Origin of the sequence: Brevundimonas naejangsanensis DSM 23858 (assembly GCF_000421705.1) — a bacterium.
GTDB lineage: Bacteria > Pseudomonadota > Alphaproteobacteria > Caulobacterales > Caulobacteraceae > Brevundimonas > Brevundimonas naejangsanensis.
In genome coordinates this window covers 708,639-732,610 of record NZ_ATXN01000002.1, presented here as the reverse complement: position 1 = coordinate 732,610, position 23,972 = coordinate 708,639, and the positions used below count along the sequence as shown (strand labels likewise).

The window sequence follows — 23,972 nt, the reverse complement described above, 5'->3', positions numbered from 1 at the left end:
GAAAGAAAGAGGCGGGATCCGACATGCGCACGGGCGTGATCGCCAAGAAGCTGGGGATGACCCGCGTGTTCGCCGATGACGGCGCACACGTTCCGGTCACTGTACTCCAGCTCGACGGCTGCCAAGTCGTCGGCCAACGTACCAAGGAGCGCGACGGCTACGTCGCCCTTCAGCTGGGCGCTGGCGTTAAGAAGGCCAAGAACACGGCCAAGGCTCAACGCGAAGTTTTCGCGAAGGCCGAGGTCGAGCCGAAGGCCTATGTGACTGAGTTCCGCGTGGGCGAAGACGCCCTGCTGGACGTGGGCGCCGAACTGTCGGCCGACCACTTCCTCGCGGGTCAAAAGGTCGACATCCAGGGCCATACCATTGGTAAGGGCTTTGCCGGCGCCATGAAGCGCTGGAATTTCGGCGGTCTGCGTGCTTCGCACGGCGTGTCGATTTCGCACCGCTCGCACGGTTCGACCGGCCAGCGTCAGGATCCGGGCAAGGTCTTCAAGGGTAAGAAGATGGCCGGCCACCTGGGCCAGGAAGTCGTCACCACCCAGAACCTGACCGTCGTCCGCGTCGACGCCGAACGTGGCCTGATCCTGATCAAGGGCGCCGTCCCGGGTCACGATGGCGCCTACGTCAAGATCAGCGACGCCATCAAGAAGGCCCGTCCGTCGGATGCCCCGTTCCCGGGCGCCGTCAAGTCGGCCGCTGCTCAACCCGCTTCGACGCCGGCTGAAGAAGCTCCGGCCGTGGAAGCGACCGAAGGCGGTGAAGCGTAATGAAACTCTCGGTCATCAAACTCGACGGCAAGGCTGCTGGCGACGTTGAGCTGTCGGACGCCGTTTTCGGCATCTCCGACATCCGCGGCGACCTGCTGGCCCGCTACGTCAACTGGCAGCTGGCCAAGCGCCGCGCCGGCACCCACAAGGTTCAAACCCGCAACGAGAACTCTCGTACGGGCAAGAAGATGTACAAGCAGAAGGGCACGGGCGGCGCCCGTCACGGCTCGCGTCGTGCGCCCCAGTTCGTCGGCGGTTCGCCGGCGTTCGGCCCGGTCGTCCGCGACCACGGCTTCTCGCTGCCGAAAAAGGTCCGCGCCCTGGCGCTGAAGCACGCCCTGTCGTCCAAGGTTAAGGCCGGCGATCTGGTCGTTGTCGACAGCGTCTCGGTCAAGGAGCCGAAGACGGCCGCTCTGCGCGAAACCTTCGGCAAGCTGGGCTGGAGCAAGGCTCTGATCATCGCGGGTCCGGAAGTCGAAGCCAACTTCGGCCTGGCGGCTCGCAACATCCCGCACATCGACGTGCTGCCGAACGCCGGCCTGAACGTCTATGACATCCTGCGGGCGGACAAACTGGTGCTGACCAAGGCCGCCGTCGAGGCGATCGAGGCCCGCTTCGCTGAGAAGGAAGCCGCATAATGGCCGCCGCTCAACCCACCGCCAAGCACTACGACACCATCCTGGCTCCGGTGATCACCGAGAAGGCCACGATCCTGTCGGAGCAGAACAAGGTCGTGTTCCGCGTCGCCGGCACGGCGACCAAGGACGAGATCGCCGCTGCGGTCGAAAGCCTGTTCAAAGTCAACGTCCTCAAGGTCAACACCCTGGTTCAAAAGGGCAAGACCAAGCGCTTCCGGGGCATCCTCGGTCGCCGCGTGGACATCAAGAAAGCGATCGTGACGCTGGCCGATGGTCAGTCGATCGACGTCACGACGGGGCTCTAAGACCATGGCTCTGAAGCATTACAATCCGACGTCGCCGGGCCGCCGCGCCCTGGTGCTGGTCGACCGCTCCGAGCTGCACAAGGGCCGCCCGGAGAAGTCGCTGACCGAAGGCCTGACCAAGTCGGGCGGTCGCGGTCAGGGCGGTCGTATCGCTGTCCGCTTCCGCGGCGGCGGCGCCAAGAAGCTGTACCGCAAGATCGACTTCAAGCGTCGCAAGTTCGACGTGGTCGGCACGGTCGAGCGTCTGGAATACGACCCGAACCGCACCGCCTTCATCGCTCTGGTGAACTACGCCGACGGCGAGAAGACCTACATCATCGCGCCTCAGCGCCTGCACGCCGGCGACACCATCGTCGCGGGTGAGAAGGTCGACGTGAAGCCGGGCAACGCCATGCCCCTGCGCTCCATGCCGGTCGGCACCATCATCCACAACGTGGAGATGAAGCCGGGCAAGGGCGCTCAGCTGGCCCGTTCGGCCGGCGCCTACGCTCAACTGGTCGGTCGCGACCAGGGCTACGCTCAGATCCGTCTGGGCTCGGGCGAGCTGCGCATGGTTCTGGACTCGTGCCTGGCCGTGGTCGGCGCCGTGTCGAACCCCGAGCACATGAACCAGAACCTGGGCAAGGCCGGTCGCAAGCGTCACATGGGCTGGCGTCCGCACGTTCGCGGCGTCGCCATGAACCCGATCGACCACCCGCATGGTGGTGGTGAAGGCCGGACCTCTGGTGGTCGTACCCCGGTTACGCCGTGGGGCAAGGACACCAAGGGCTCTCGTACCCGCAAGAACAAGGCGACGGATAAGTTCATCATCCGTAGCCGTCACGTGAAGAAGGCTCGCTAAGAATGGCCCGCTCCTCCTGGAAAGGCCCGTTTGTCGACGGGTATCTGCTCAAGAAGGCCGACGCCGCTCAATCGTCGGGCCGCAAGGACGTGATCAAGACCTGGTCGCGCCGCTCCACCATCCTGCCGCAGTTCGTCGGTCTGACGTTCGGCGTCCACAACGGCCAGAAGCATGTGCCGGTGTCGGTCTCCGAAGAAATGGTCGGCATGAAGTTCGGCGAGTTCGCCCCGACCCGGAACTTCCCGGGCCACGCGGCGGACAAGAAGGCCAAGAGGAAGTAATCCATGGCCCAGACCAAGAACCCCCGTCGCGTTGCGACGACCGAGGCCCGCGCCAAGCTGGTCAACGTCCGCATCAGCCCTCAGAAGCTGAACCTGGTGGCCCAATCGATCCGCGGCCTGCCGGTGCAGAAGGCTCTCAACGAGCTGGAATTCAGCCGCAAGCGCATCGCCGGCGACGTCCGCAAGGTCCTGTACTCGGCCGTCTCGAACGCCGAGAACAACCACAACCTCGACATCGACAACCTGGTCGTCGCCGAGGCCTTCGTGGGCAAGAACCTGGTGATGAAGCGTTTCGCGAGCCGTGCTCGCGGCCGCTCGTCGCGCATCCTGAAACCGTTCAGCGAAATCACCATCGTGGTTCGCGAAGCAGGTGAGGCCGCCTGATGGGTCAGAAAATCAATCCGATCGGTCTGCGCCTCGGCGTGAACCGCACGTGGGACAGCCGCTGGTTCGCCGGCGGCGCCGACTACGCCAAACTGCTCCACCAGGACCTGAAGCTGCGCACGTGGCTGAAGGAACGCCTGTCGGCCGCCGGCGTGTCGCGCATCATCATCGAGCGTCCGCACAAGAAGTGCCGCGTGACGATCTACGCCGCCCGTCCGGGTGTCGTGATCGGCAAGAAGGGCGCTGACATCGAGAAGCTGCGCAAGGACATCGCGGCCCGCACCGAAGGCGAAGTTCACCTGAACATCGTCGAGGTCCGCAAGCCGGAAACCGACGCTCAGCTGATCGCCGAGAACATCGCTCAGCAGCTGGAACGCCGTATCGCGTTCCGCCGCGCCATGAAGCGTTCGATGCAGTCGGCCATGCGCCTGGGCGCCAAGGGTGTCCGCATCAACGTCTCGGGCCGTCTGGGCGGCGCCGAAATCGCTCGTATGGAGTGGTACCGCGAAGGTCGCGTGCCGCTGCACACCCTGCGCGCCGACATCGACTACGGCTTCTATGAAGCCAAGACGACCTACGGCATCATTGGCGTGAAGGTCTGGGTGTTTAAGGGTGAAGTGCTCGAGCACGACCCGATGGCCCAGGACAAGCGCTGGGCCCAGGAAGCCTCGGGTCCGTCGTCCAACGAAGGCCGTGAGCGCGGCCCCCGCGGTGATCGCGGTCCGCGCCGTGGTCGTGAGGGCTGATAGGCCATGTTGCAACCGAAAAAGACCAAATACCGCAAGGCCTTCAAGGGCCGCATCCACGGCTCGTCCAAGGGTGGTTTCTCGCTGAACTTCGGCTCCTACGGTCTGAAGGCCGTCGAGCCGGAGCGCATCACGGCGCGTCAGATCGAAGCGGCTCGCCGCGCGATCACCCGTCAGATGAAGCGTCAGGGCCGCGTCTGGATCCGTATCTTCCCCGACGTGCCGGTTTCCGGCAAGCCGGCCGAAGTGCGGATGGGTAAGGGCAAGGGCGCGGTGGACCACTGGGCCGCTCGCGTGGCTCCTGGCCGCATCATGTTCGAAATCGACGGCGTGCCGGACGACGTGGCTCGTGAAGCGCTGCGCCTCGGCGCCGCCAAGCTGCCGATCCGCACCAAGGTGGTCACCCGCCTGGACGCCGGCATCGTTACGGAGCAAGCCGCCTAATGACCAAGATCGCCGATCTCCGGTCGCAAACCGTCGACCAACTGTCCGACGAGCTGCTGAAGCTCAAGAAGGAACAGTTCAACCTGCGCTTCCAGGCCGCCACCGGCCAGATGGAAAAGACCCACCGGGTCTCGGAAGTGCGCAAGGACATCGCTCGCATCTCGACGCTTCTGCGCGAGAAGCGTGCGGCCTCGTAAGGAAACACCGATGCCCAAACGCATTCTTGAAGGCGTGGTCGTCTCCGACAAGGGCGACAAGACCGTCGTCGTGAAGGTCGAGCGCACCCTGCTGCACCCGCTGCTCCGCAAGACGGTTCGTAAGTCCAAGAACTACCACGCCCACGATGAAGCTAACGCTCTCAAAGTCGGCGATATCGCGCGCATCATCGAATGCGCCCCCAAGTCCAAGTTGAAGCGCTGGGAAATCATTTCCCCGTCTTCGGCTTCGTAAGAAGAAGGATCGGATCCCATGATCCAGATGCAAACTAACCTGGAGGTCGCCGATAACTCGGGCGCTCGCCGGGTCATGTGCATCAAGGTGTTGGGCGGCTCCAAGCGCCGCTACGCCTCGATCGGCGACACCATCGTCGCCTCGGTGAAGGAAGCGATTCCGCGCGGCCGCGTGAAGAAGGGCGACGTCGTTCGCGCCATCGTCGTGCGCACCGCTAAGGACATCCAACGCAAGGACGGCTCTGTCATCCGTTTCGACAAGTCGGCCGCCGTCATCGTCAACAAGCAAAACGAGCCTGTCGGCACCCGTATCTTCGGCCCGGTTCCGCGCGAGCTGCGCGCCAAGAACCACATGAAGATCATCTCGCTGGCTCCGGAGGTCCTGTAACATGGCCGCCAAGATCAAAAAGGGCGACAAGGTCGTCGTCCTGACCGGCAAGGACAAGGGCCGCACCGGCCAGGTGCTGCAGGTCCTGCCGACCGAGAACCGCGTCGTCGTGCAAGGCGTCAACATGGTCCAGCGCCACACGCGCCCGACCCAGGCTGACCCGCAAGGCGGCATCAAGCACAAGGAAGCCTCGCTTCACCTGTCGAACGTCGCGATCGCCGACGCCAACGGCAAGGCGACCCGCGTGGGCTTCAAGGTCGAGGGGGACAAGAAGGTCCGCTTCGCCAAGTCGACGGGAGACGTCATCTGATGGCCGACACCAAGTACACGCCGCGTCTCAAGACCGACTATCAGGACCGCATCCGCGGCGCCCTGAAGGAAAAGTTCGGCTACACGAACGAGATGCAGATCCCCAAGCTGGACAAGATCGTCCTGAACATGGGCATCGGTGAAGCCGTCGCGGACTCCAAGAAGGCCACTGCGGCCCTCAAGGACCTGACGGCCATCGCCGGTCAGAAGGCCGTGCCGACCAAGGCTCGTAACTCCATCGCCGGCTTCAAGCTGCGCGAAGGCATGATCATCGGCGGGAAGGTCACCCTGCGTGGCGCCCAGATGTACGAGTTCCTGGACCGCTTCATCACGATCGCCCTGCCGCGCGTGAAGGACTTCCGTGGCCTGAAGGGCACCTCGTTCGACGGTCGCGGCAACTACGCCACGGGTCTGAAGGAGCACATCGTGTTCCCCGAGATCAACTACGACCAGATCGACCAGATGTGGGGCATGGACATCATCGTCTGCACCACGGCCAAGACCGATGAGGAAGCCAAGGCTCTCCTCACCGAGTTCAAGTTCCCGTTCGTGAACTGAGCGGGAAGGGAAGAGAACAATGGCTAAGAAAAGCGCCGTAAACCGCAACGAAGCCGTCAAGGCCCTGGTTGCGAAGTATGCCGCGAAGCGGGACGCCCTGAAGGCTATCGCCAACGACGAGAGCCTGCCGCTTGAGGAGCGTTTCGACGCGCGCCTGAAGCTGGCGGCCCTGCCGCGCAACTCGGCTCCGAGCCGCATTCGCAACCGTTGCGAAGTGACGGGTCGTCCGCGGGCTTATTACCGCAAGCTCAAGATGAGCCGTGTCGCCCTGCGTGAGCTGGGCAACATGGGTCAGATCCCCGGCCTGACGAAGTCGAGCTGGTAAGGGGAGCGAACAGACATGATGATCAACGATCCCCTGAGCGACATGATCGCTCGCATCAAGAACGCGGCCACCCGCAAGCGTTCGTCGGTGCTCACCCCGGCTTCCCGCCTGCGCCAGCGCGTCCTGGACGTGCTGCAGGACGAGGGCTACATCCGCGGCTATTCGCTGGTTCAGAACCCCGGCGAATTCCCGCAGTTCGAGATCGAGCTGAAATACTTCGACGGCCAGCCGGTGATCGCCGAGATCGCCCGCGTGTCGAAACCCGGCCGTCGCGTCTATTCGGCCATCGGCGATCTGAAGCCGGTCAAGAACGGCCTCGGCATCTCGATCCTTTCGACTTCGAAGGGCGTCATGTCCGACGCCGCCGCCCGCGACGCTAACGTCGGCGGCGAAGTCCTCTGCAGGGTCTACTGATATGTCTCGTATCGGCAAGAAAACCATCGCTGTGCCGAAGGGCGTGACCGTCACGCTCAACGGCCAGGACATCACCGTGAAGGGTCCGAAGGGCGAACGCTCCTGGACCGTCGCCGAAGAGATCGAAGTCAAGCAGGAAGGCGACGAACTGTCGCTGACCCCGCGTTCGGACACGCAGCGCGCCAAGGCCATGTGGGGCCTGTCGCGCACCCTGGTCGCCAACATGGTGACCGGCGTGACCGACGGCTTCGAGAAGACCCTGGAACTGGTCGGCGTCGGTTACCGCGCCGCCCTGAAGGGCAAGGATCTCTCGCTGCAGCTCGGCTTCTCGCACGACGTCGACATCGCTCCGCCGGAAGGCGTCACCTTCGCTGTTCCGAAGCAGACCGAGATCAAGATCTCGGGCGCCGACAAGCAGGTCGTTGGTGAAATCGCCGCAGTCATCCGCAAGATGCGTCCGCCGGAGCCGTATAAGGGCAAGGGCGTGCGCTATCAGGGCGAATTCGTCCGGCGCAAGGAAGGCAAGAAGAAGTAAGTCATGGCTCTCTCTCTTCAACAACAAGCCAAGCGCCGCGCCGAGCGCACTCGCCGCCGCCTGAAGGCTGTCGCCAACGGTCGCCTGCGTCTGTCGGTTCACCGGTCGGACAAGAACATCTCGGCCCAGATCATCGACGACGCCCAGGGCGTCACGGTGGCCTCCGCCTCGTCGCTGGAAGGCGGCAAGGGGTCCAAGGGTTCGGACGTCGCAGCCGCTGCCAAGATCGGCAAGCTGATCGCCGAGCGCGCCATCGAGAAGGGCGTCACCGACGTCGTCTTCGATCGTGGCGGCTACATCTATCACGGCCGGGTCAAGGCGCTGGCGGAAGCCGCGCGCGAAGCCGGCCTGAACTTCTAAGGGAACGGCAAGCATGGCTCGTGAACCCCAACGCGGCGGCGGCGACCGCAACCGTCGCGACAACCGCAACGCTCCCGTTGATGGTCCGGATTCGGACATCGTCGAGAAGCTGGTGCACATCAACCGCGTCGCCGCCACCGTCAAAGGCGGCCGCCGGTTCTCGTTCGCGGCCCTGATGGTCGTCGGCGACGGCAAGGGCCGCGTCGGCTTCGGTCATGGCAAGGCGCGCGAAGTGCCGGAAGCCATCCGCAAGGCGACCGAAGAAGCGAAGAAGACCATGATCAAGGTTCCGCTGCGCGAGAACCGCACCCTGCACCACGACGGCAACGGCCGTTGGGGCGCTGGCAAGATCATGATGCGTGCGGCGCCTCCGGGCACCGGCGTCATCGCGGGCGGTCCGATGCGTGCAGTCCTCGAAACCCTCGGCGTCCAGGACGTCGTGGGCAAGTCGACCGGCTCGTCGAACCCCTACAACATGATCCGCGCCACCTTCGAAGCTCTGAAGGTCCAGTCGTCGCCGCGCCAGATCGCCTCCAAGCGGGGCAAGAAGGTGTCCGACCTGATGGGCCGCCGCAATGACGGCGCTTCGGCGCCGGAAGCCGTGGAGGGCTGATAGATGGCCAAGACCGAAAAGAAGACTGTGACCGTCCGTCAGACGGCGAGCCCGATCCGCCGCAAGGGCGATCAGCGCGCCACCCTGGTGGGCCTGGGTCTCAACCAGATCGGCCGTGAGTCGACCCTGGAAGACACCCCCTCCGTCCGTGGGATGATCGCCAAGGTCGCCCACATGGTGGAAGTGGTCGAGAAATAAGACGCTTCGCCCTCTCCCGTTCGCGGGGGAGGGCGTTTCGCTTTGTGAAGAAGCATCTTGCGATGCAGACGCGGGTCGCTTAATCAGCGACCCTTCATTTTTACAACGCCGAGTCAGGACCGCCTAGCGGACCTGGCGCTAGAACCCGAAAGGATCAGGCAATGAAACTGAACGAAATCCGCGACAACGAAGGCGCAACCAAGAAGCGCATGCGCGTCGGCCGTGGCCCGGGCTCGGGCAAGGGCAAGACCGCTGGTCGCGGCGTCAAGGGCCAGAACTCGCGTTCGGGCGGCGGCAAGGTCGGCTTCGAAGGCGGCCAGATGCCGCTGTACATGCGTATGCCGAAGCGCGGCTTTAACGTGCCGAACGCGCCGAAGCTGGCTGAAGTCAACCTGTGGCGCCTGCAAGAGGCCATCGACGGCGGCAAGCTGGACGCCAAGGCCGAGATCAACGGCGCGGCCCTGGTCGCCGCCGGCGTGATCCGCCGCGTCAAGGACGGCGTGCGCGTGCTGGGCGAAGGTGAACTGAAGGCCAAGCTGAACCTGGTGGTCTGGTCGGCCTCGGCCGGCGCCATCAAGGCGGTGGAAGCCGCCGGCGGTTCGGTCAAGCAGGAGCGCATCGAAGCTGAAGCCAAGGCTGCGGCCCGTCTCGAGAAGCGCAATGCGGCTCGCGGCAAGGCCCCGGCGCCGAAGGCTCCGCTGGGCGACGCCAACAAGATCTCGGCTCGCGCCAAGCGCGCCGCGGCCAAGGCCTAAATCCGATATCGTCATCCCGACGGGGGCGCGACTCTCGCGCCTTCGCCGGGAAGGTCCGGAACGGGATGACGATTTTCCGAAAGCGGCCCTCGCAAGAGCGCCGCTTTCCGCCTATCTGAGCACGGGCATGACTAATGGTGACCGTGTGGGGAGCGCCTGATGGCTTCGGCCGCTGAACAACTTGCTGCCAATATGAACATCGGCTCGTTCGCGAAAGCGACCGAGCTGCACAAGCGCCTGCTGTTCACGCTGGGCGCGCTGCTGGTCTATCGGATCGGCACCTATGTTCCGATCCCTGGGATCAATGGCGAGGCCTTCCTGGCCTTCTTCCAGAATCCGGATGGCCAACGCGGCATCCTGGACATGTTCAACATGTTCTCGGGCGGCGCTGTCGAGCGCATGGCCGTGTTCGCTCTGAACGTGATGCCCTACATCTCGGCGTCGATCATCGTCCAGCTGATGGGCGCGGTCTATCCGCCGTGGGAGAAGCTGAAGAAGGAAGGCGGCGAGTCGGGTCGCAAGCAGCTGAACCAGTACACTCGCTATCTGACGGTGTTCCTGGCCCTGGCCCAGTCCTTCGGCATCGCGGTGGGCCTGAACGCCCAGCCCGGCCTGATCGACCAGCCCGGTCTGTTCTTCATCATTTCGACGGTCACCGTCCTGACCGGCGGCACCATGTTCCTGATGTGGCTGGGCGAGCAGGTGACGGCGCGCGGCGTCGGCAACGGCATCTCCCTGATCATCTTCGCGGGCATCGTGGCGGTTCTGCCGTCGACGGTGGCGCGGATGCTGGGCCTGGCCCAGCAGGGTCAGATGTCGGCCTTCACCCTGTTCTTCATCGCCATCATGGCGGTGGCGGTCATCGTCTTCATCGTCTTTATGGAGCGCGCCCAGCGCCGTCTTCTGATCCAGTATCCGAAGCGCCAGGAAGGCAACCGCATGACCGGCGGCGAGCGCAGCTTCCTGCCGCTGAAGGTCAACACCGCAGGCGTGATCCCGGCCATCTTCGCTTCGTCGCTGCTGATGCTGCCGACGACGGTGGCTCAGTTCACGGCGAACGCGAATCTGCCGGAATGGATGAGTTGGCTGCCGCTGGTGACGGCGCAGCTGACGCACGGCAAGCCCGTCTTCATGGTGCTGTACGCCGTCCTGATCATCTTCTTCTGCTTCTTCTACACCTCGATCACCTTCAACCCCGAGGACACGGCCGAGAACCTGCGCAAGTACGGCGGCTTCCTGCCGGGCATCCGTCCGGGCAAGCGCACGGCCGAGTATCTGGACTATGTCCTGACGCGCCTGACGGTGATCGGCGCCGCCTATATCACCGCCGTCTGTCTGCTGCCGGAGTTCCTGGTCAGCAGCCTGGGGAACAGCCTGTACTTTGGCGGAACGTCTATCTTGATCGTGGTCTCGGTGACGATGGACACTGTCGCCCAGATTCAGTCGCACCTGCTGGCTCACCAGTATGAGGGGCTGATCAAGAAGGCCAAGTTGCGCGGCCGTGGCCGGGGCGGTTCCGCTCCTGCCCGTCGCTGATCGGGTAGGGGGCCCGAAGACATAATGAACCTGATCCTGTTCGGGCCGCCTGCGGCCGGCAAGGGCACCCAGGCCAAGCGGCTGGTCGAGGGGCGGGGCATGGTCCAGCTCTCGACCGGCGACATGCTGCGCGCGGCGATCGCTTCCGGCTCCGAGCTGGGGCTGAAGGTCAAGGACGTGCTGGCGCGCGGCGACCTCGTTACCGACGAGATCGTCATCGCCCTGATCGAAGCCCGTCTGCCGGAGGCCGAGGCCGCCGGCGGCGCCATCTTTGACGGCTTCCCCCGCACGGTGGCTCAGGCTGAAGCATTGGACGCCATGCTGGCCAAGCGCGGCGCCAAGATCGACAGCGTCATCCGCCTGAAGGTGGACGACGCCGCCCTGACGGATCGGATCGGCAAGCGGTTCGCCGAACAGGGCCGTGCAGACGACAATCCCGAGACCTTCAAGGACCGTCTGGCCGTCTACAACCGCCAGACCGCGCCGCTGCTTCCCTACTATGAAGGCCAGGGCAAGCTGACCGAGGTGGACGGCATGGGCGATATCGCCGCCGTGGCCGCCGCTATCGACGCGGCGCTGGACGCCTGATCGAACGCGCGGTCTGATCTCCTCGACTTCTGAAGCGTTAGCGTTCGGAAGCCTGTGCGGGAGAGGCGGTTGCGACCGGAACGAATGAAACAATGGCGCTGGGGCGCGGCGGGGCTTGTGGCTCTTCTGCACCTCGGCGCCTTTGTGCTTTTGGGCGTAGGGCGGCCCGAGACGACCCTGGACGCGCCGCCGCCGCTTATCATTGTCGACCTGATTCCGTTTGAACGTCCCGAGCCGCCTCCGCCCCCGCCTGCGGAACCGGCGGTCACGCAAGGGGGCGGAGCGCCCGCCGCCGCCTCAAGCGTGCGTCCCCCGCGACCGCGTCCGGCGCCGCCTCCGCCCGAAGTCGTCGCGCCCCCGCGTCCCGCTCATGAACAGCCACTGGTCCTCGGCGCGGCGCCAGAGCCCGGTCCGACGCCGGGTCAGGGCCAGGGCGGGCAGGGGACGGGCAGCGGCGGCGGCAGCGGTTCCGGCGTCGGCCCCGGCGAGGGCGACGGCCCGCCGCGCATCATTCGCGGCCCGACGGTGGGCGAACTGCGGGCCCTGCATCCGCGCGAAGCCTTCCGCCAGCGGAGGGGCGGGCAGGCGACACTGGCCTGTCGGGTTCGGCTGGACACCACCCTGAGCGACTGCCGCCTGGTGGACGAAACGCCGCCGGGGATGGGATTCGGTCAGGCGGCCCTTGCGGCCTCGCGATATTTCCGCTTTCGTCCTCCGACGCAGAACGGAGCGCCGATTGATGGTCGAGAGGTCCGGGTGGGGGTCGAATGGCCCTGAACCATCCTGCTCACGGCGCTTGCCCGTTGACGCATCGGGAATCCCCTGTATAAGGGCGGACTTCCGCGAAGGGCGTACACGCTCCTGGTCTGTTGACCGGAGCGGTTTCTGCGTCTGATTAACGCGTACTTGGAGAATTTCGTGGCCCGTATCGCAGGCGTCAACATTCCGACCAACAAGCGCGTTGAAATCGCGCTTCAGTACATCCACGGCATTGGCGCGCATAACGCCAAGGAGATCACGGCCAAGATCGGCATTGAGCCGGCTCGCCGCGTGAACCAGCTGACCGACGCGGAGATTCTGCAGATCCGCGAAGCCATCGACCGCGACTACACTGTCGAAGGCGACCTGCGTCGCGAGACGTCGATGAACATCAAGCGTCTGATGGACCTGGCCTGCTATCGCGGCCTGCGTCACCGTAAGGGCTTGCCGGTCCGCGGCCAGCGCACTCACACCAACGCTCGCACCCGCAAGGGTCCGGCCAAGCCGATCGCCGGCAAGAAGAAGTAAGAGAGAGGCCTGACCGATGGCTAAGGAACCGGGTCGCGTTAAGCGCCGCGAACGTAAGAACATCACCTCGGGCGTCGCCCACGTGAATGCTTCGTTCAACAACACCATGGTGACCATCACCGACGCTCAAGGGAACGCGATTTCCTGGTCGTCGGCCGGCCACATGGGCTTCAAGGGCTCGCGCAAGTCGACGCCGTACGCCGCTCAGATGGCTGCGGAAGACGCTGGCAAGAAGGCCGCCGAGCACGGCGTCAAGACGCTGGAAGTGAACGTCTCGGGTCCGGGTTCGGGCCGTGAGTCGGCCCTGCGCGCCCTGCAGGCCGTCGGCATGACGATCACGACCATCCGCGACGTGACGCCGATGCCGCACAACGGCTGCCGTCCGCCCAAGCGCCGTCGCGTCTAAGGTTCACGCCGCCTACCCCTTCTCCCGGCGGCTCCTGTTGTCCTGAACGTGAGGACACGGAGCCGTCGAAACCCGTTCGAGGGACTTTATGATCGAAAGAAACTGGCAAGAGCTGATCCGTCCCGAGAAACCGCAAGTCGAGGGCGGGTCTGACCCGCAGCACAAGGCGCGTCTGATCGCCGAACCTCTCGAGCGCGGTTTCGGTGTGACGCTCGGCAACGCGCTTCGTCGCGTTCTGCTGTCTTCGCTTCAAGGCGCGGCGGTCACGGCCATTCAGATCGACGGCGTTGTTCACGAGTTCTCGTCGCTGGAAGGCGTTCGCGAGGACGTCGTCGACATCGTTCTGAACATCAAGCAATTGGCCCTGCGCATGCACGCAGAAGGTCCGAAGCGGATGACCCTGCGCGCCACGGGCCCCGGCCCGGTGACTGCGGCTCAGATCGAACTGCCGGCCGATATCGAGGTGCTGAACCCGGATCACGTGATCTGCACCCTGGACGACGGCGCTTCGGTCCGCATGGAACTGACGGTCCAGAACGGCAAGGGCTACGTCGCCGCCGAACTGAACCGCCCGGAAGACGCTCCGATCGGCCTGATCGCCGTCGACGCCCTGTATTCGCCGGTGAAGCGCGTCGCTTATCGCGTCGAGCCGACCCGTCAGGGCCAGTCGCTGGACTACGACAAGCTGATCCTGGAAGTTGAAACCAACGGCGCCGTCTCGCCGGTTGACGCCGTGGCCTACGCCGCGCGCATCCTGCAAGACCAGCTGCAGATCTTCATCACCTTCGATGAGCCGACCAAGGCTGTCGAGCAGTCGGACGGCAAGCCCGAACTGCCCTTCAACCCGGCCCTGCTGAAGAAGGTGGACGAGCTGGAGCTGTCGGTCCGTTCGGCCAACTGCCTGAAGAACGACAACATCGTCTACATCGGCGACCTGATCCAGAAGACCGAGGGCGAAATGCTTCGCACCCCGAACTTCGGCCGCAAGTCGTTGAACGAAATCAAGGAAGTTCTGGCGTCCATGAGCCTGAGCCTCGGCATGGATGTGCCGAACTGGCCGCCGGAAAACATCGAAGATCTGGCCAAGAAGTTCGACGACCAGATCTGATCATTAACCCCTCCGCCCAGGTCCCGCGTGGATCGGTTGGGGCGGTTAGAATGAGAGGCCCCAGGTCTCGTCCGCCAAGTAGGGACGAGAAACCAGGGTCGAGTAGGAGAGACCCCGATGCGCCACGGCGCCGCCTATCGTAAGCTCGGCCGTACGGTCAGCCACCGCCAGGCCATGTTCGCCAACATGGCCGCCTCGCTGATCAAGCACGAGCAGATCACGACCACCCTGCCCAAGGCGAAGGAACTGCGTCCCTTCGTCGAGAAGCTGGTCACCCTGGCCAAGAAGGGCGACCTGCACGCCCGTCGTCAGGCCATCAGCGCCGTTCGCGACGTGCCGCAGGTCGGCAAGCTGTTCGACACGCTGGCTCCGCGTTACGCCGAGCGTAACGGCGGCTACATCCGCATCATGAAGGCGGGCTTCCGTCACGGCGACAACGCCGCGATGGCCGTCATCGAGTTCGTGGATCGCGACGTCGAGGCCAAGGGCAAGGACTCCGGTCCGGTCTTCGCCATCGAGGGCGACGACGAGGCCTGATTTCAGGCTTTACTGCTGAAATGCCGAAAGGGCGGCCGGAGCGATCCGGCCGCCCTTTCTTTTTGCCTCGCCGCGGCTTGGCTGTGGGTAATCCCTGTCGCAGGCCTTTTCAGGCTGCGGGTAAATTGCGTCCGGGCCGCGAAGACGCCAAGCTGTCGCCAAGCCTCGCAGAAGGCTGAGAGTGAACGCATCAGGAGATCGCATGACCCGTCCGTCCGCCGTGCTTGCGGCCAGTTTGGCTTTTTGGGCCCTGTCTTCCGTCAGCGCCCTGGCGCTGGAGGCCGGTTCGGCCCCGGCGGCGATAGTCGCCCAAGCTGCCCCCGCCCGCACCCTCGCCACGCCGCTGGAGGCGTTCGGCCATGAGGTGGGGGCGGACTATCATCTGATCACCTACAGCCAGTTCGAGCGCTATCTGCACACCCTGGCCGGCCAGTCCGACCGGATGAAGCTGCTGGAAATCGGCAAGTCCTCCGAAGGGCGGACGCAGTACCTCTCGGTCGTTTCCTCGCCGCAGAACCTGGCGAACATCGACCGCTATCAGGAGATCGCGCGGCGCCTGGCCAAGGCCGAGGGCGTCAGCGAGGACGAAGCCCGCGCCCTGGCCGCCGAGGGCAAGGCCGTGGTGTGGATCGACGGCGGTCTGCACTCCACCGAAACCGTGCCGCCCCAGGCCCTGATCGCCGCCCTGTATGAATGGCTGACCGCCGAAGACGCCGAGGCCAGGCGCATCCTGGACGACGTGGTCATCCTGTTCGCGCCGATGAACCCGGACGGATGGGAGCTGGTCTCGACCTGGTACATGCGCAACGCGGACCCGCTGAAGCGCGAATACGCGTCTATTCCCCGCCTGTATCAGAAGTACGTCGGTCACGATAACAACCGCGACTACTACCTGTCGGCGATGACCGAGACGACCAACGTCAATCGGCAGTTCTTCCGCGAGTGGTTCCCTCAGATCATCTACAACCACCACCAGACGGCGCCGGCGGGGACCGTGGTCTTCATGCCGCCGTTCCGCGACCCCTTCAACTACAACTACGATCCGCTGGTCATGAGCACCCTCTCCGAGGTCGGGGCCGCCATGCACAGCCGCCTGATCGAGGAGGGCAAGCCCGGCTCGACCATGCGCAGCGGGGCGAACTATTCGACGTGGAACAACGGGATGGAGCGCTCCGTCACCTATTTCCACAATGCGGTCGGCCTGCTGACCGAGATCACAGGCCACCCGACGCCCAGCCAGATCAGCCTGATCCCGGACAACCAGTTGCCGCGCAACGACCTGCCCATGCCGGTGGCGCCCCAGACCTGGCGTTTCGCCCAGTCGATTGAGTACTCGCAATCGATCAACCGGGCGGTGCTGAACTACGCCTCGCGCAACAAGGACAGGGTGCTGTTCAACATCTGGCGTATGGGCCAGAACGCCATCGACAAGGGTAATGCCGACACCTGGCGGGTCACGCCCTCGGCGATCGACGCCCTGAACGCAGCGGCGGGCGAGAACGCTCGCCGAGTCGATCCGGCGCTGTATGAAAGCGTGTTGCGCGACCCGGCCCGGCGCGATCCGCGCGGCTATGTCATCCCGGCGGATCAGGCCGACCTGCCCACCGCCGTCGCCTTCCTCAACAGCCTGATCAAGACCGGCGTGGATGTGGATCGCGCCACCCAGGCCTTCACCGTGGGCGGCAAGACCTATCCGGCGGGCTCCTATGTGGTGAAGACGGCCCAGGCCTATCGCCCGCACGTGCTGGACATGTTCGAGCCGCAGGACCACCCGCACGACCTGCAGTATCCGGGCGGCCCGCCCAAACTGCCCTATGACGCCACCGGCTACACGCTGGCCATGCAGATGGGCGTACAGTTCGACCGCATCCTGGACGGCTTCGAGGCGCCGACCGAACGCGTCGCCGACGTCATGGCCCCGCCGCCGGGGCGGATTGAAGGCAATGGTCGCGCAGGTTGGCTGATCGATCATGCGCCGATCAATGGCTACGTCCTGACCAACCGCCTGCTGGCGGCGGGTCTGCCCGTCTACTGGCAGGAGGGCGAGACCCGCGCCGGTCGCGCGACCCTGCCGCCCGGCGCCCTGTGGATTCCGGCCGACGACAAGGCCCGCCCGATCGTCGAGGCGGCCGTGCGCGACCTGGGCCTGACCGCCCACGCAGTCGCCCGCGCGCCGGGCGGCGAGCAGATCGCCCTGAAGCCGGTGCGCATCGGCCTGGTCGACCGCTACGGCGGCTCCATGGCCTCGGGCTGGACCCAGTGGATGCTGGAGCAGTTCGAATATCCGTTCGAGGTGGTCTACCCGCAGCGCCTCGACGCAGGCGACCTGAACAAGGATTTCGACGTCCTGGTCTTCGCCTCGGACATGATCCCGGCCGACCTGTCCGCCGCCGCCCAGCGCCCGCAGCCGGCGCCCGAGAGCATCCCCGCCGAATACCGCGGCTGGCTGGGCCACATCACCGCCGAGACGACCGTGCCCCAGCTGGACGCCTTTGCACGGGCGGGCGGCAGCGTCGTCACCATCGGCTCGGCCCACCGCCTGGCCGCCGCCATGGGCGCGCCGGTGCAGGACGTGCTGACGGGCGCCGACGGCAAGCCCCTGGCCTCGACCGACTTCTTCATCCCCGGCGCGGTGATGCAGACCGAGGTCGACAACAGCCGCCCCCTGACCTTCGGCGCCCCGCGTCAGATGAACGTCTTCTTCAACCGCAACACGGGCTTCCGCCATGCGGGCGAAGGAGCCAGCCTGGTGCGCTATCCGCAACAGGTCGCCGTCTCCAGCGGCTGGGCGATCGGTCCGGAACGGCTGTCGGGCGCCGACGCCGTGCTGGACCTGGAGCACGGCCAGGGCCGGGTCATCGTTCTGGGTCCCGATGTAGTGAACCGCGCCCAGGCGCGAGCGTCGTCGCGACTGCTCTTCAACGCCCTGTTCTATGGTCCTGCCGTGGCTAGGGACGACCGCTAAGCCCGGCGAACCTGCACGAAGAATGAAAAGGCCGCCCGGCGTCTGCGGGGCGGCCTTTTTGCTGCGGGAAGCGTCGGGAATCAGTCTTTGGAGGCGTCCGCCTGCGCCGCCTTCGCGGCCCGGCTGCGGCCATAGATGAAGTAGACGACGAGGCCGACCAGGTTCCAGACCACGAACCAGATCTGTGTCTTCTGCGGCAGGCTCGCGAGCAGGTACAGACAGCCTGCGATGGCGACGGGACCAACGAACCAGCCCAGCGGCGTGCGGAAGCCGCGCGCCATGTCCGGCGCGCGACGACGCAGGATCAACATGCACAGGGCCACCGCGCTGAACGCCACCAGAGTGCCCGCGTTGGCGAGGGCGACGATTTCGTCCAGCGGGAAGAACAGGGCGATGGTTCCCACCACGCAGGCGGTGAACACGGTGATGCGCACCGGGGCGCCGCCCCTGGAGACGCGGGCCAGGCCGCGCGGCAGCAGGCCGTCGCGCGCCATGACGAAGAAGATGCGGCTCTGGCCGTAGAAGAAGGCCAGGATCACCGTGGGCAGGGTCAGGACCGCCGTGACCGCCAGGAAATGAGCGGCGCCAGGCTGGCTGATCTCGCGCAGGATCAGGGCCAGCGGCTCGGGGCTGTTGGCGAAGCGGGTGAAGGGTGTCGCCCCCAGGGCGACGGTGGCGATGATGGTGTAGATGGCCGCGCAGGCCAGCATGGAGCCGATGATCCCAATGGCCAGGTCGCGCTTGGGATTGCGCGTTTCCTCGGCCGCCGTGGCGATGGCGTCGAAACCGTAGAAGGCCGAGAAGATGATGGCCGCCGCCGCCATGACCCCGCGCTCGACGCCGTCAGGCCCCATGTGACGGGCGAAACCATAGGGGCTGAAGGGCTCCAGGTTGGCGGCGTTGAAGTGAGGCAGGGCGAACCAGACGAACAGGGCCAGGGCCGACAGCTTCACCGCCACCAGGATCAGGTTCAGCGTTGCGCTTTTCTTGGCGCCGGTCAGCAGCAGGGCGGCCACGACGATGATGATGAAGAGGGCGGGGACGTTGGCGATTCCGCCCGCGTGCGGCCCCTGCATCAGTGCCATCGGCAGGCCCAGCCAATCATGCAGCAGCGGGGCCGCATAACCTGCCCAACTGACGGCCACGGCGCTGACCACAAGGCTGTATTCCAGGATCAGGCTCCAGCCGATGACCCAACCGGCCATCTGGCCCAGCACTACGCGCGAATAGGTATAGGCGCTGCCCGACGCCGTCACCGTGCTGGCCATCTCTGCGTAGCACATGGCGGCGCAGGCGCAGACGAAACCGGCGATCAGGAAGGACAGCAGGACGGCGGGGCCCGCCTTGTCCGCGCCGATGCCGATCAGGGTCAGGATGCCGGTGCCGACGATGGCGCCTACGCCCATCGCCACCAGATGCGGCCAGCTCAGGCTGCGAGCGAGGGTCTGGGGGCCCGGTTCTGGATTGGGGCGCGGTAGCGCGTCTGGGCCGCCCATCGGTGGCTCCTGTCTGGGGAAGGTCATGAAGCCAGCGGGTTTGCGGTGGATGCCGCGGCAATACAAGGGGCTCGGGCGCGCCAGCGGACGACCCGTCCGGATTTCTGATCCGATGGCGGAATTTTCGTCACGGTTTCACCGTTGAAACGGCACGAAAACGAGGCCGATCCGTCACCGGCACGCGCAAGCTTCCATCGCGCTTTTCTCTATCCCTCGCCGTCGGGCAGGAGGGGTCCGATGTCATTACCGGTCGGTATGGCCGGCCCCCCGCCGCAGATTTTTGATCAATCGGTGGAACGACGATGAACAGCAGCTTCAAGACCCTGCTCGTGGTGGCGGCCAGCACCCTGGCTCTGGCGGCCTGCGGCGGCTCGGCCGAGGTGGCTTCGCCCGGCGAGGGCGACTTCGGCAATGGCGGCGGCAATGGCGGCGGTAATGGCAACGGCAATGGCGGCAACGGCCAGGCGGCGGCGGACTGCCCCGCTGGTTTCGCCAACGTCGGCACCATGGCCAACGGCACGTTGCGCAACTGTCAGCTGCCGCAGCAGATCAACGGTCCGCTGACCGTGCCGCTGCGCGCCGGCACCATCTATTCGATTTCGGGCCGCACGGCCGTCGGCGTGGACGGCGGCGTCGACGCCTCGGCCAACACCGGCACTCAGGGCGTACTGACGGTCGAGGCGGGCGTGACCATCTTCGCCTCGGGCGGCGGCGACTATCTTCTGATCAACCGCGGCTCGCAGATTTACGCTGAAGGCACGGCCTCGCAGCCGATCATCTTCACCAGCCGCCAGAACGTCGAAGGCGCGACGAACGAGAACTCGCACGGCCAATGGGGCGGCATCGTCATCGCCGGCCGCGCGCCTCAGGCCAACTGCCAACTGACCGCACCGGTCACCTGCACCGGCCAGGTCGAGGGCACCAACGCCTTCTACGGCGGCGGCAACGCCAACGACAACTCGGGGCGTCTGCGTTACGTGCAGATCCGTTATTCGGGCTTTGAAATCTCGACCGGCAACGAACTGCAGGCTCTGACCCTGGCGGGCGTCGGCGCGGGCACTGTCATCGAATACGTCCAGTCTTACAACTCGTCGGACGACGGCATCGAAATCTTCGGCGGCAACGTCAACCTGAGCCGCATCGTCATCAACGGCGCTGACGACGATGGCTTCGACACCGACACCGGCTGGCGCGGCGGCGCCCAGTTCGGCATCGTGACCCAGCGCGCTCCGAATGCGACCAGCCGCTCGGCCGGTTTCGAGTTCTCGGCCGCCCCGGCCTCGACGCCGCTGGCCCAGCGCTACAACTCCCAGCCCAAGATCGCCAACTGGACCCTGGTGGGCCGCAACTCGCCGACCGACGCCCACACCGTCGCCCACTTCGACACGGGCGTGAAGGCCACCGTCGTCAACTCGGTCTTCACCAGCGTGGCGGGTTCCGCAGCCGGTTGCCTGGACATTGCTGACGCCGACACCGCCAGCGTGAACCCGGTGTTCAACTCGGTCTTCATGTCCTGCGGCATTCCCTACCGCGCCAGCGGCGCTGCGCGTTCGGAGCCGATCTTCACGGCCGGTTCGAACAACACGGTCAAGGGAACCTCGACCCTGACCGCGCCGACCTCGGGCGTCACCATCACCAATCAGGTTCTGACCTTCATCAACGGCGCCAATGAAACCGCCGTGACCCCGGTCAAGGCCTCGGGCGTGCATCCCTTCTTTGTCGATACCGACTACATCGGCGCCGTGAAGAACGCCTCGGACACCTGGTGGCAGGGTTGGACCTGCGGCCTGACCGCCAACTCGAAGTGCTGATGAACCCTCTGGCGAGGCGGCGGTCCGAAAGGGCCGCCGCCGACCCATTGAGCGCTCAGCCTCTCTCGACCTTCGCAAGGCAGCCGAACATGAAGAACAAGACCCTGACCCGTAACGGGGTGCTGCTGGCCAGCAGCGCCCTCGTCGCCGCTTTCGGCGCGCCCAGTCTCGCGCTCGCCCAGGCTGTCGCACAGGCGGCTGCTCCCGCCGCCGCCGTGGCGCTGAGCACTGAACTGCCCGCCGATCCGGAAAGCCCGGATCAGGTGACGCAGACCCCGGCCACCCAGTTGGGCGACATCGTCGTCCTGGGGCGCAATATCCCGGAGCCGAACCGTCAGAGCGCCGAGGTGGCTGCTTTCCTGACCTCCGAAGACCTGCAACGCACCGGCGATTCCACCGCCGCCGCCGCCCTGACCCGCGTGACCGGCCTGTCGATAGTCGATGGTCGCTTCGTCTATGTACGCGGCCTAGGCGAGCGCTATTCCTCGGCCCTGCTGAACGGCTCGCCGTTGCCCAGTCCCGAACCGCTGCAACGCGTGGTGCCGCTGGACCTGTTCCCCTCCAGCATCCTGGCGGGCGTGACGGTTCAGAAGTCCTATTCTCCCAACTATCCGGGCGAGTTCGGCGGCGGGGTCATCGACCTGCGTACGGTGGACGCCCCGGCCGAGCCCTTCCTGACCTTCAAGGCGGGCGTCGGCGGCAACACCGAGACCACCGCGCGCGACAACCTCGTCTACTACGGCTCGGATTCCGACTGGACCGGGTTCGACGACGACACCCGCAAGGTTCCGGGCCAGATCGCCCAGGCCTTCCGTCTCGGCAAACAGATCAACCTGGCCAACTTCTCGGCGTCGGAAGTTCAGGCGATGGGCCGCTCGCTGGTCAATGCGCCGCTGCGTCTGATGCAGCGTCAGCAGACGCCGGTCGACGGCAGTCTGGAGCTGGCGGGCGGCTTCCGCACCCCGACCGAGATCGGCGACATGGGCGTCATCGCCGTCGCCGGCTATGACAACTCGTGGCGCACCCGTCAGGCGATCCAGGAAAAGTCGCAGTTCGAAGGCGACATCCTGATCCCCCGGTCGACCAAGGATGTAGAGTCCAATCAGAACGATGTGCGCCTGAACTTACTGGGCGGCCTGTCGCTGACGACCGACGATCATGAGGTGAAGTGGACGAACCTCTATGTCCGCACCACGACCAAGCGCGCCCGCATCTCCAGCGGCCCTGACTTCGACGCGGGCGACAGCATCATCCGCAACGACTACACGGAATGGTTCGTGCGCCAGTTGTTCACCAGCCAGCTCGCGGGCGAACATTATTTCGGCGCTGACGGCGCGTGGAAGCTGGACTGGCGTGCGGCCTACGCCAAGACCTCGCGCGACGCCCCTTATGAATCGCGCTTCCAGTACGGTGTCGACGCCCAGGACCGCTTCATCCACAACGTTCAGGGCAACCAGATCTCGTTCAGCGAACTGGACGATGAAGTCTGGTCCGGCGGCGCGGACCTGGCCTACAAACTGCCGATGGCGGCGGGGCGCGAAGCAACCATCAGCGTCGGCGCATCGACGCTGGACAACACCCGCTCGGCCGAGCGTCACGACCTGCAGTTCGAGGCCGTCAACGGCCTGACCGACAGCCAGCGCCGCGCGCGCATCGACTATCTGTTCTCGGACTTCAACATCAATCCGTGGACCCTGCAGTTGCGTGAGGTCGCAGGCTCGAACGGCGCCAACGCCTATGACGCCGACCTCAAGGTCAACGCGATCTACGCCATGGTCGACGCCGAGTTCGTGCCGACCGTGCGCACCACCTTCGGCGTCCGTTTCGAGGACGGACAGCAGAGCGTGACCCCCCGCGACCTGTTCGGCGGGACCTCGTCCTATGAGGCGACCGAGATCAAGGAGCAGTATTGGCTGCCGTCGTTCACCGCGACGTGGAACTTCACCGAGGATCAGCAACTGCGCTTCGGGGCGTCCAAGACCATCGGCCGCCCGCAGTTCCGCGAGCTGGCGCCTCAGGCCTACACCGATCCGGAAAGCGACCGCGTCTTCATCGGCAACCCCTATCTGACGGACACCGAGATCCTGAACCTGGACGCGCGCTGGGAATGGTACTTCGGTCGCCAGCAGTTCGTCACGGCGGGCGTCTTCTACAAGAAGCTGGACAAGCCGGTCGAAGCGATGATCGTCGACGTCGGCAATCAGCGCCAGCAGTCCTTCCTCAATGCGCCGGAAGCGACCGTCATGGGCGTCGAGGCCGAGGTGAAGAAGTATTTCGAGTTCGCCGATCAGACGGCCTTCATTTCCAACAAGCGCTGGCTGGTGCAGGCCAACTACACCTGGTCCGACTCCGAGATTTCGGTGGGGGAGAACGACACCGTCATCACTCTGAGCGGCGCGGGCGCCCCGCAACCGGCCCGCGCCTTCCTGCAAGACGGCAGCCGTTTGCAGGGCCAGTCCGAACACGTCGCCAACTTGCAACTGGGCTGGGAAGACGACACGGCGCGGTCGCAGGCGACGCTGATCCTGAACTATGTGTCGGAGCGGATCACGGCGCGTGGCGCGGGTCTGTATGAAGCCCGCGAGCCTGACTATCTGCAGGAGCCGGGCGCCTTCCTCGACTTCGTCTATCGCAAGGACTTCACCGTGAAGGGCCGCGATCTGGGCTTCGCCTTCGAGCTGCGCAACCTGCTGGGAACCGGGTTCGAGGAATACCAGGAGAAGGGCAACAAGATCCGTATCAACAAATACGATCTGGGCCAGAGCGCCTCGGTTAGCCTGACCGCGCGTTTCTAAGCGCAGGTTACGACTGACATTTGAGCCGGGAGGTCTAGCGGCCTCCCGGCTTTTTTATTCGCCCTCTCGCTGTGGGAGGGTGACGTTTGCACGTCATTCGCTCCGAACCCGCTGCATCTGTCGTGACAAC

31 protein-coding genes are annotated in these 23,972 nt (G+C 65.4%); 30 read left to right on the top strand and 1 reads right to left on the bottom strand.

All coding sequences use genetic code 11. From position 1 onward, the window contains the following. The first annotated feature begins 23 nt into the window (after positions 1–23). The 28 genes from rplC (at position 24) to H556_RS0103640 (ending at position 17,740) form a co-directional block, all read left to right on the top strand. Positions 24–770 (top strand): 50S ribosomal protein L3, encoded by a 747-nt coding sequence (gene rplC, locus H556_RS0103775; RefSeq protein WP_003170032.1) that lies wholly within the window; start codon positions 24–26, stop codon positions 768–770. After that, on the top strand, positions 770–1,408 hold the full coding sequence (rplD, locus tag H556_RS0103770) for a 50S ribosomal protein L4 (RefSeq protein WP_024353172.1): 639 nt from the start codon (positions 770–772) through the stop codon (positions 1,406–1,408). Before rplC ends, rplD begins: the two co-directional genes overlap by 1 nt. Continuing rightward, positions 1,408–1,713, top strand: coding sequence for a 50S ribosomal protein L23 (locus H556_RS0103765; protein WP_003170030.1), 306 nt, complete (start codon positions 1,408–1,410; stop codon positions 1,711–1,713). The genes rplD and H556_RS0103765 overlap by 1 nt, the downstream gene beginning before the upstream one ends. Positions 1,714–1,717: 4 nt before the next feature. Beyond that, positions 1,718–2,554, top strand: coding sequence for a 50S ribosomal protein L2 (rplB, locus tag H556_RS0103760; protein WP_024353171.1), 837 nt, complete (start codon positions 1,718–1,720; stop codon positions 2,552–2,554). A gap of 2 nt (positions 2,555–2,556) precedes the next feature. Then, on the top strand, positions 2,557–2,835 hold the full coding sequence (rpsS, locus tag H556_RS0103755) for a 30S ribosomal protein S19 (RefSeq protein ID WP_003164372.1): 279 nt from the start codon (positions 2,557–2,559) through the stop codon (positions 2,833–2,835). Between the two features lie 3 nt (positions 2,836–2,838). Beyond that, on the top strand, positions 2,839–3,219 hold the full coding sequence (gene rplV, locus H556_RS0103750; RefSeq protein WP_024353170.1) for a 50S ribosomal protein L22: 381 nt from the start codon (positions 2,839–2,841) through the stop codon (positions 3,217–3,219). Beyond that, positions 3,219–3,965 carry a 30S ribosomal protein S3 gene (gene rpsC / locus H556_RS0103745; RefSeq protein ID WP_003170027.1) on the top strand — a complete coding sequence of 249 codons (747 nt, stop codon included), beginning with the start codon at positions 3,219–3,221 and terminating at the stop codon, positions 3,963–3,965. Before rplV ends, rpsC begins: the two co-directional genes overlap by 1 nt. A gap of 6 nt (positions 3,966–3,971) precedes the next feature. Next, the gene (rplP, locus tag H556_RS0103740) at positions 3,972–4,409 is read left to right on the top strand and encodes a 50S ribosomal protein L16 (RefSeq protein ID WP_003164375.1); all 438 of its coding nucleotides are present in this window, start codon (positions 3,972–3,974) and stop codon (positions 4,407–4,409) included. Further along, positions 4,409–4,606, top strand: a complete 198-nt coding sequence (gene rpmC, locus H556_RS0103735; RefSeq protein ID WP_003164376.1) for a 50S ribosomal protein L29 — start codon at positions 4,409–4,411, stop codon at positions 4,604–4,606. The genes rplP and rpmC overlap by 1 nt, the downstream gene beginning before the upstream one ends. A 10-nt stretch (positions 4,607–4,616) precedes the next feature. Next, entirely contained in the window at positions 4,617–4,859 is a 243-nt protein-coding gene (rpsQ, locus tag H556_RS0103730; RefSeq protein WP_003164377.1) for a 30S ribosomal protein S17, read from the top strand. A gap of 18 nt (positions 4,860–4,877) precedes the next feature. After that, positions 4,878–5,246: a 50S ribosomal protein L14 gene (gene rplN / locus H556_RS0103725; RefSeq protein ID WP_003164378.1), complete on the top strand. Its 369-nt coding sequence runs from the start codon at positions 4,878–4,880 to the stop codon at positions 5,244–5,246. A 1-nt stretch (position 5,247) separates the two neighbouring features. Beyond that, positions 5,248–5,556: a 50S ribosomal protein L24 gene (gene rplX, locus H556_RS0103720; protein ID WP_003170025.1), complete on the top strand. Its 309-nt coding sequence runs from the start codon at positions 5,248–5,250 to the stop codon at positions 5,554–5,556. After that, positions 5,556–6,113 carry a 50S ribosomal protein L5 gene (gene rplE / locus H556_RS0103715; protein ID WP_024353169.1) on the top strand — a complete coding sequence of 186 codons (558 nt, stop codon included), beginning with the start codon at positions 5,556–5,558 and terminating at the stop codon, positions 6,111–6,113. The genes rplX and rplE overlap by 1 nt, the downstream gene beginning before the upstream one ends. A gap of 19 nt (positions 6,114–6,132) precedes the next feature. Next, positions 6,133–6,438, top strand: coding sequence for a 30S ribosomal protein S14 (gene rpsN / locus H556_RS0103710; protein ID WP_003170022.1), 306 nt, complete (start codon positions 6,133–6,135; stop codon positions 6,436–6,438). A gap of 15 nt (positions 6,439–6,453) precedes the next feature. Then, on the top strand, positions 6,454–6,852 hold the full coding sequence (rpsH, locus tag H556_RS0103705; protein ID WP_003170021.1) for a 30S ribosomal protein S8: 399 nt from the start codon (positions 6,454–6,456) through the stop codon (positions 6,850–6,852). 1 nt (position 6,853) lies between these two features. After that, complete coding sequence (gene rplF / locus H556_RS0103700) at positions 6,854–7,387, top strand: 50S ribosomal protein L6 (protein WP_024353168.1); 534 nt, start codon at positions 6,854–6,856, stop codon at positions 7,385–7,387. Between the two features lie 3 nt (positions 7,388–7,390). Beyond that, on the top strand, positions 7,391–7,747 hold the full coding sequence (gene rplR / locus H556_RS0103695; RefSeq protein WP_003170019.1) for a 50S ribosomal protein L18: 357 nt from the start codon (positions 7,391–7,393) through the stop codon (positions 7,745–7,747). A 13-nt stretch (positions 7,748–7,760) separates the two neighbouring features. Continuing rightward, the gene (gene rpsE / locus H556_RS0103690; protein ID WP_024353167.1) at positions 7,761–8,360 is read left to right on the top strand and encodes a 30S ribosomal protein S5; all 600 of its coding nucleotides are present in this window, start codon (positions 7,761–7,763) and stop codon (positions 8,358–8,360) included. Positions 8,361–8,363: 3 nt separating this feature from the next. Next, the gene (gene rpmD, locus H556_RS0103685) at positions 8,364–8,558 is read left to right on the top strand and encodes a 50S ribosomal protein L30 (RefSeq protein ID WP_024353166.1); all 195 of its coding nucleotides are present in this window, start codon (positions 8,364–8,366) and stop codon (positions 8,556–8,558) included. Positions 8,559–8,719: 161 nt separating this feature from the next. Then, entirely contained in the window at positions 8,720–9,313 is a 594-nt protein-coding gene (gene rplO, locus H556_RS0103680) for a 50S ribosomal protein L15 (RefSeq protein WP_024353165.1), read from the top strand. Positions 9,314–9,472: 159 nt separating this feature from the next. Next, a complete protein-coding gene (gene secY / locus H556_RS0103675) occupies positions 9,473–10,849 on the top strand; it encodes a preprotein translocase subunit SecY (protein WP_024353164.1) in 1,377 nt (458 codons plus the stop codon). 24 nt (positions 10,850–10,873) lie between these two features. Further along, positions 10,874–11,437: an adenylate kinase gene (locus H556_RS0103670; RefSeq protein ID WP_024353163.1), complete on the top strand. Its 564-nt coding sequence runs from the start codon at positions 10,874–10,876 to the stop codon at positions 11,435–11,437. Positions 11,438–11,521: 84 nt separating this feature from the next. Then, the gene (locus tag H556_RS0103665; RefSeq protein ID WP_029673174.1) at positions 11,522–12,214 is read left to right on the top strand and encodes an energy transducer TonB; all 693 of its coding nucleotides are present in this window, start codon (positions 11,522–11,524) and stop codon (positions 12,212–12,214) included. A gap of 141 nt (positions 12,215–12,355) precedes the next feature. Then, complete coding sequence (rpsM, locus tag H556_RS0103660) at positions 12,356–12,724, top strand: 30S ribosomal protein S13 (RefSeq protein ID WP_024353161.1); 369 nt, start codon at positions 12,356–12,358, stop codon at positions 12,722–12,724. Positions 12,725–12,740: 16 nt separating this feature from the next. Continuing rightward, positions 12,741–13,130: a 30S ribosomal protein S11 gene (gene rpsK / locus H556_RS0103655; RefSeq protein WP_003164390.1), complete on the top strand. Its 390-nt coding sequence runs from the start codon at positions 12,741–12,743 to the stop codon at positions 13,128–13,130. 88 nt (positions 13,131–13,218) lie between these two features. Then, positions 13,219–14,238 (top strand): DNA-directed RNA polymerase subunit alpha, encoded by a 1,020-nt coding sequence (locus H556_RS0103650; protein WP_024353160.1) that lies wholly within the window; start codon positions 13,219–13,221, stop codon positions 14,236–14,238. A gap of 117 nt (positions 14,239–14,355) precedes the next feature. Then, complete coding sequence (gene rplQ, locus H556_RS0103645; RefSeq protein WP_003170003.1) at positions 14,356–14,775, top strand: 50S ribosomal protein L17; 420 nt, start codon at positions 14,356–14,358, stop codon at positions 14,773–14,775. A 202-nt stretch (positions 14,776–14,977) separates the two neighbouring features. Beyond that, positions 14,978–17,740 (top strand): M14 family metallopeptidase, encoded by a 2,763-nt coding sequence (locus tag H556_RS0103640; protein ID WP_024353159.1) that lies wholly within the window; start codon positions 14,978–14,980, stop codon positions 17,738–17,740. Between the two features lie 80 nt (positions 17,741–17,820). Here H556_RS0103640 and H556_RS0103635 read toward each other — a convergent pair whose 3' ends face one another. Then, positions 17,821–19,236 carry an amino acid permease gene (locus tag H556_RS0103635; protein ID WP_024353158.1) on the bottom strand — a complete coding sequence of 472 codons (1,416 nt, stop codon included), beginning with the start codon at positions 19,234–19,236 and terminating at the stop codon, positions 17,821–17,823. A 302-nt stretch (positions 19,237–19,538) separates the two neighbouring features. On the opposite strand from H556_RS0103635, the gene H556_RS0103630 reads away from it, so the two are divergent. Together H556_RS0103630 and H556_RS0103625 are read left to right on the top strand one after the other, a co-directional pair. Then, positions 19,539–21,047, top strand: coding sequence for a hypothetical protein (locus tag H556_RS0103630; protein WP_024353157.1), 1,509 nt, complete (start codon positions 19,539–19,541; stop codon positions 21,045–21,047). Between the two features lie 89 nt (positions 21,048–21,136). Next, complete coding sequence (locus H556_RS0103625; protein ID WP_024353156.1) at positions 21,137–23,842, top strand: TonB-dependent receptor domain-containing protein; 2,706 nt, start codon at positions 21,137–21,139, stop codon at positions 23,840–23,842. The last annotated feature ends 130 nt before the right edge of the window (positions 23,843–23,972 follow it).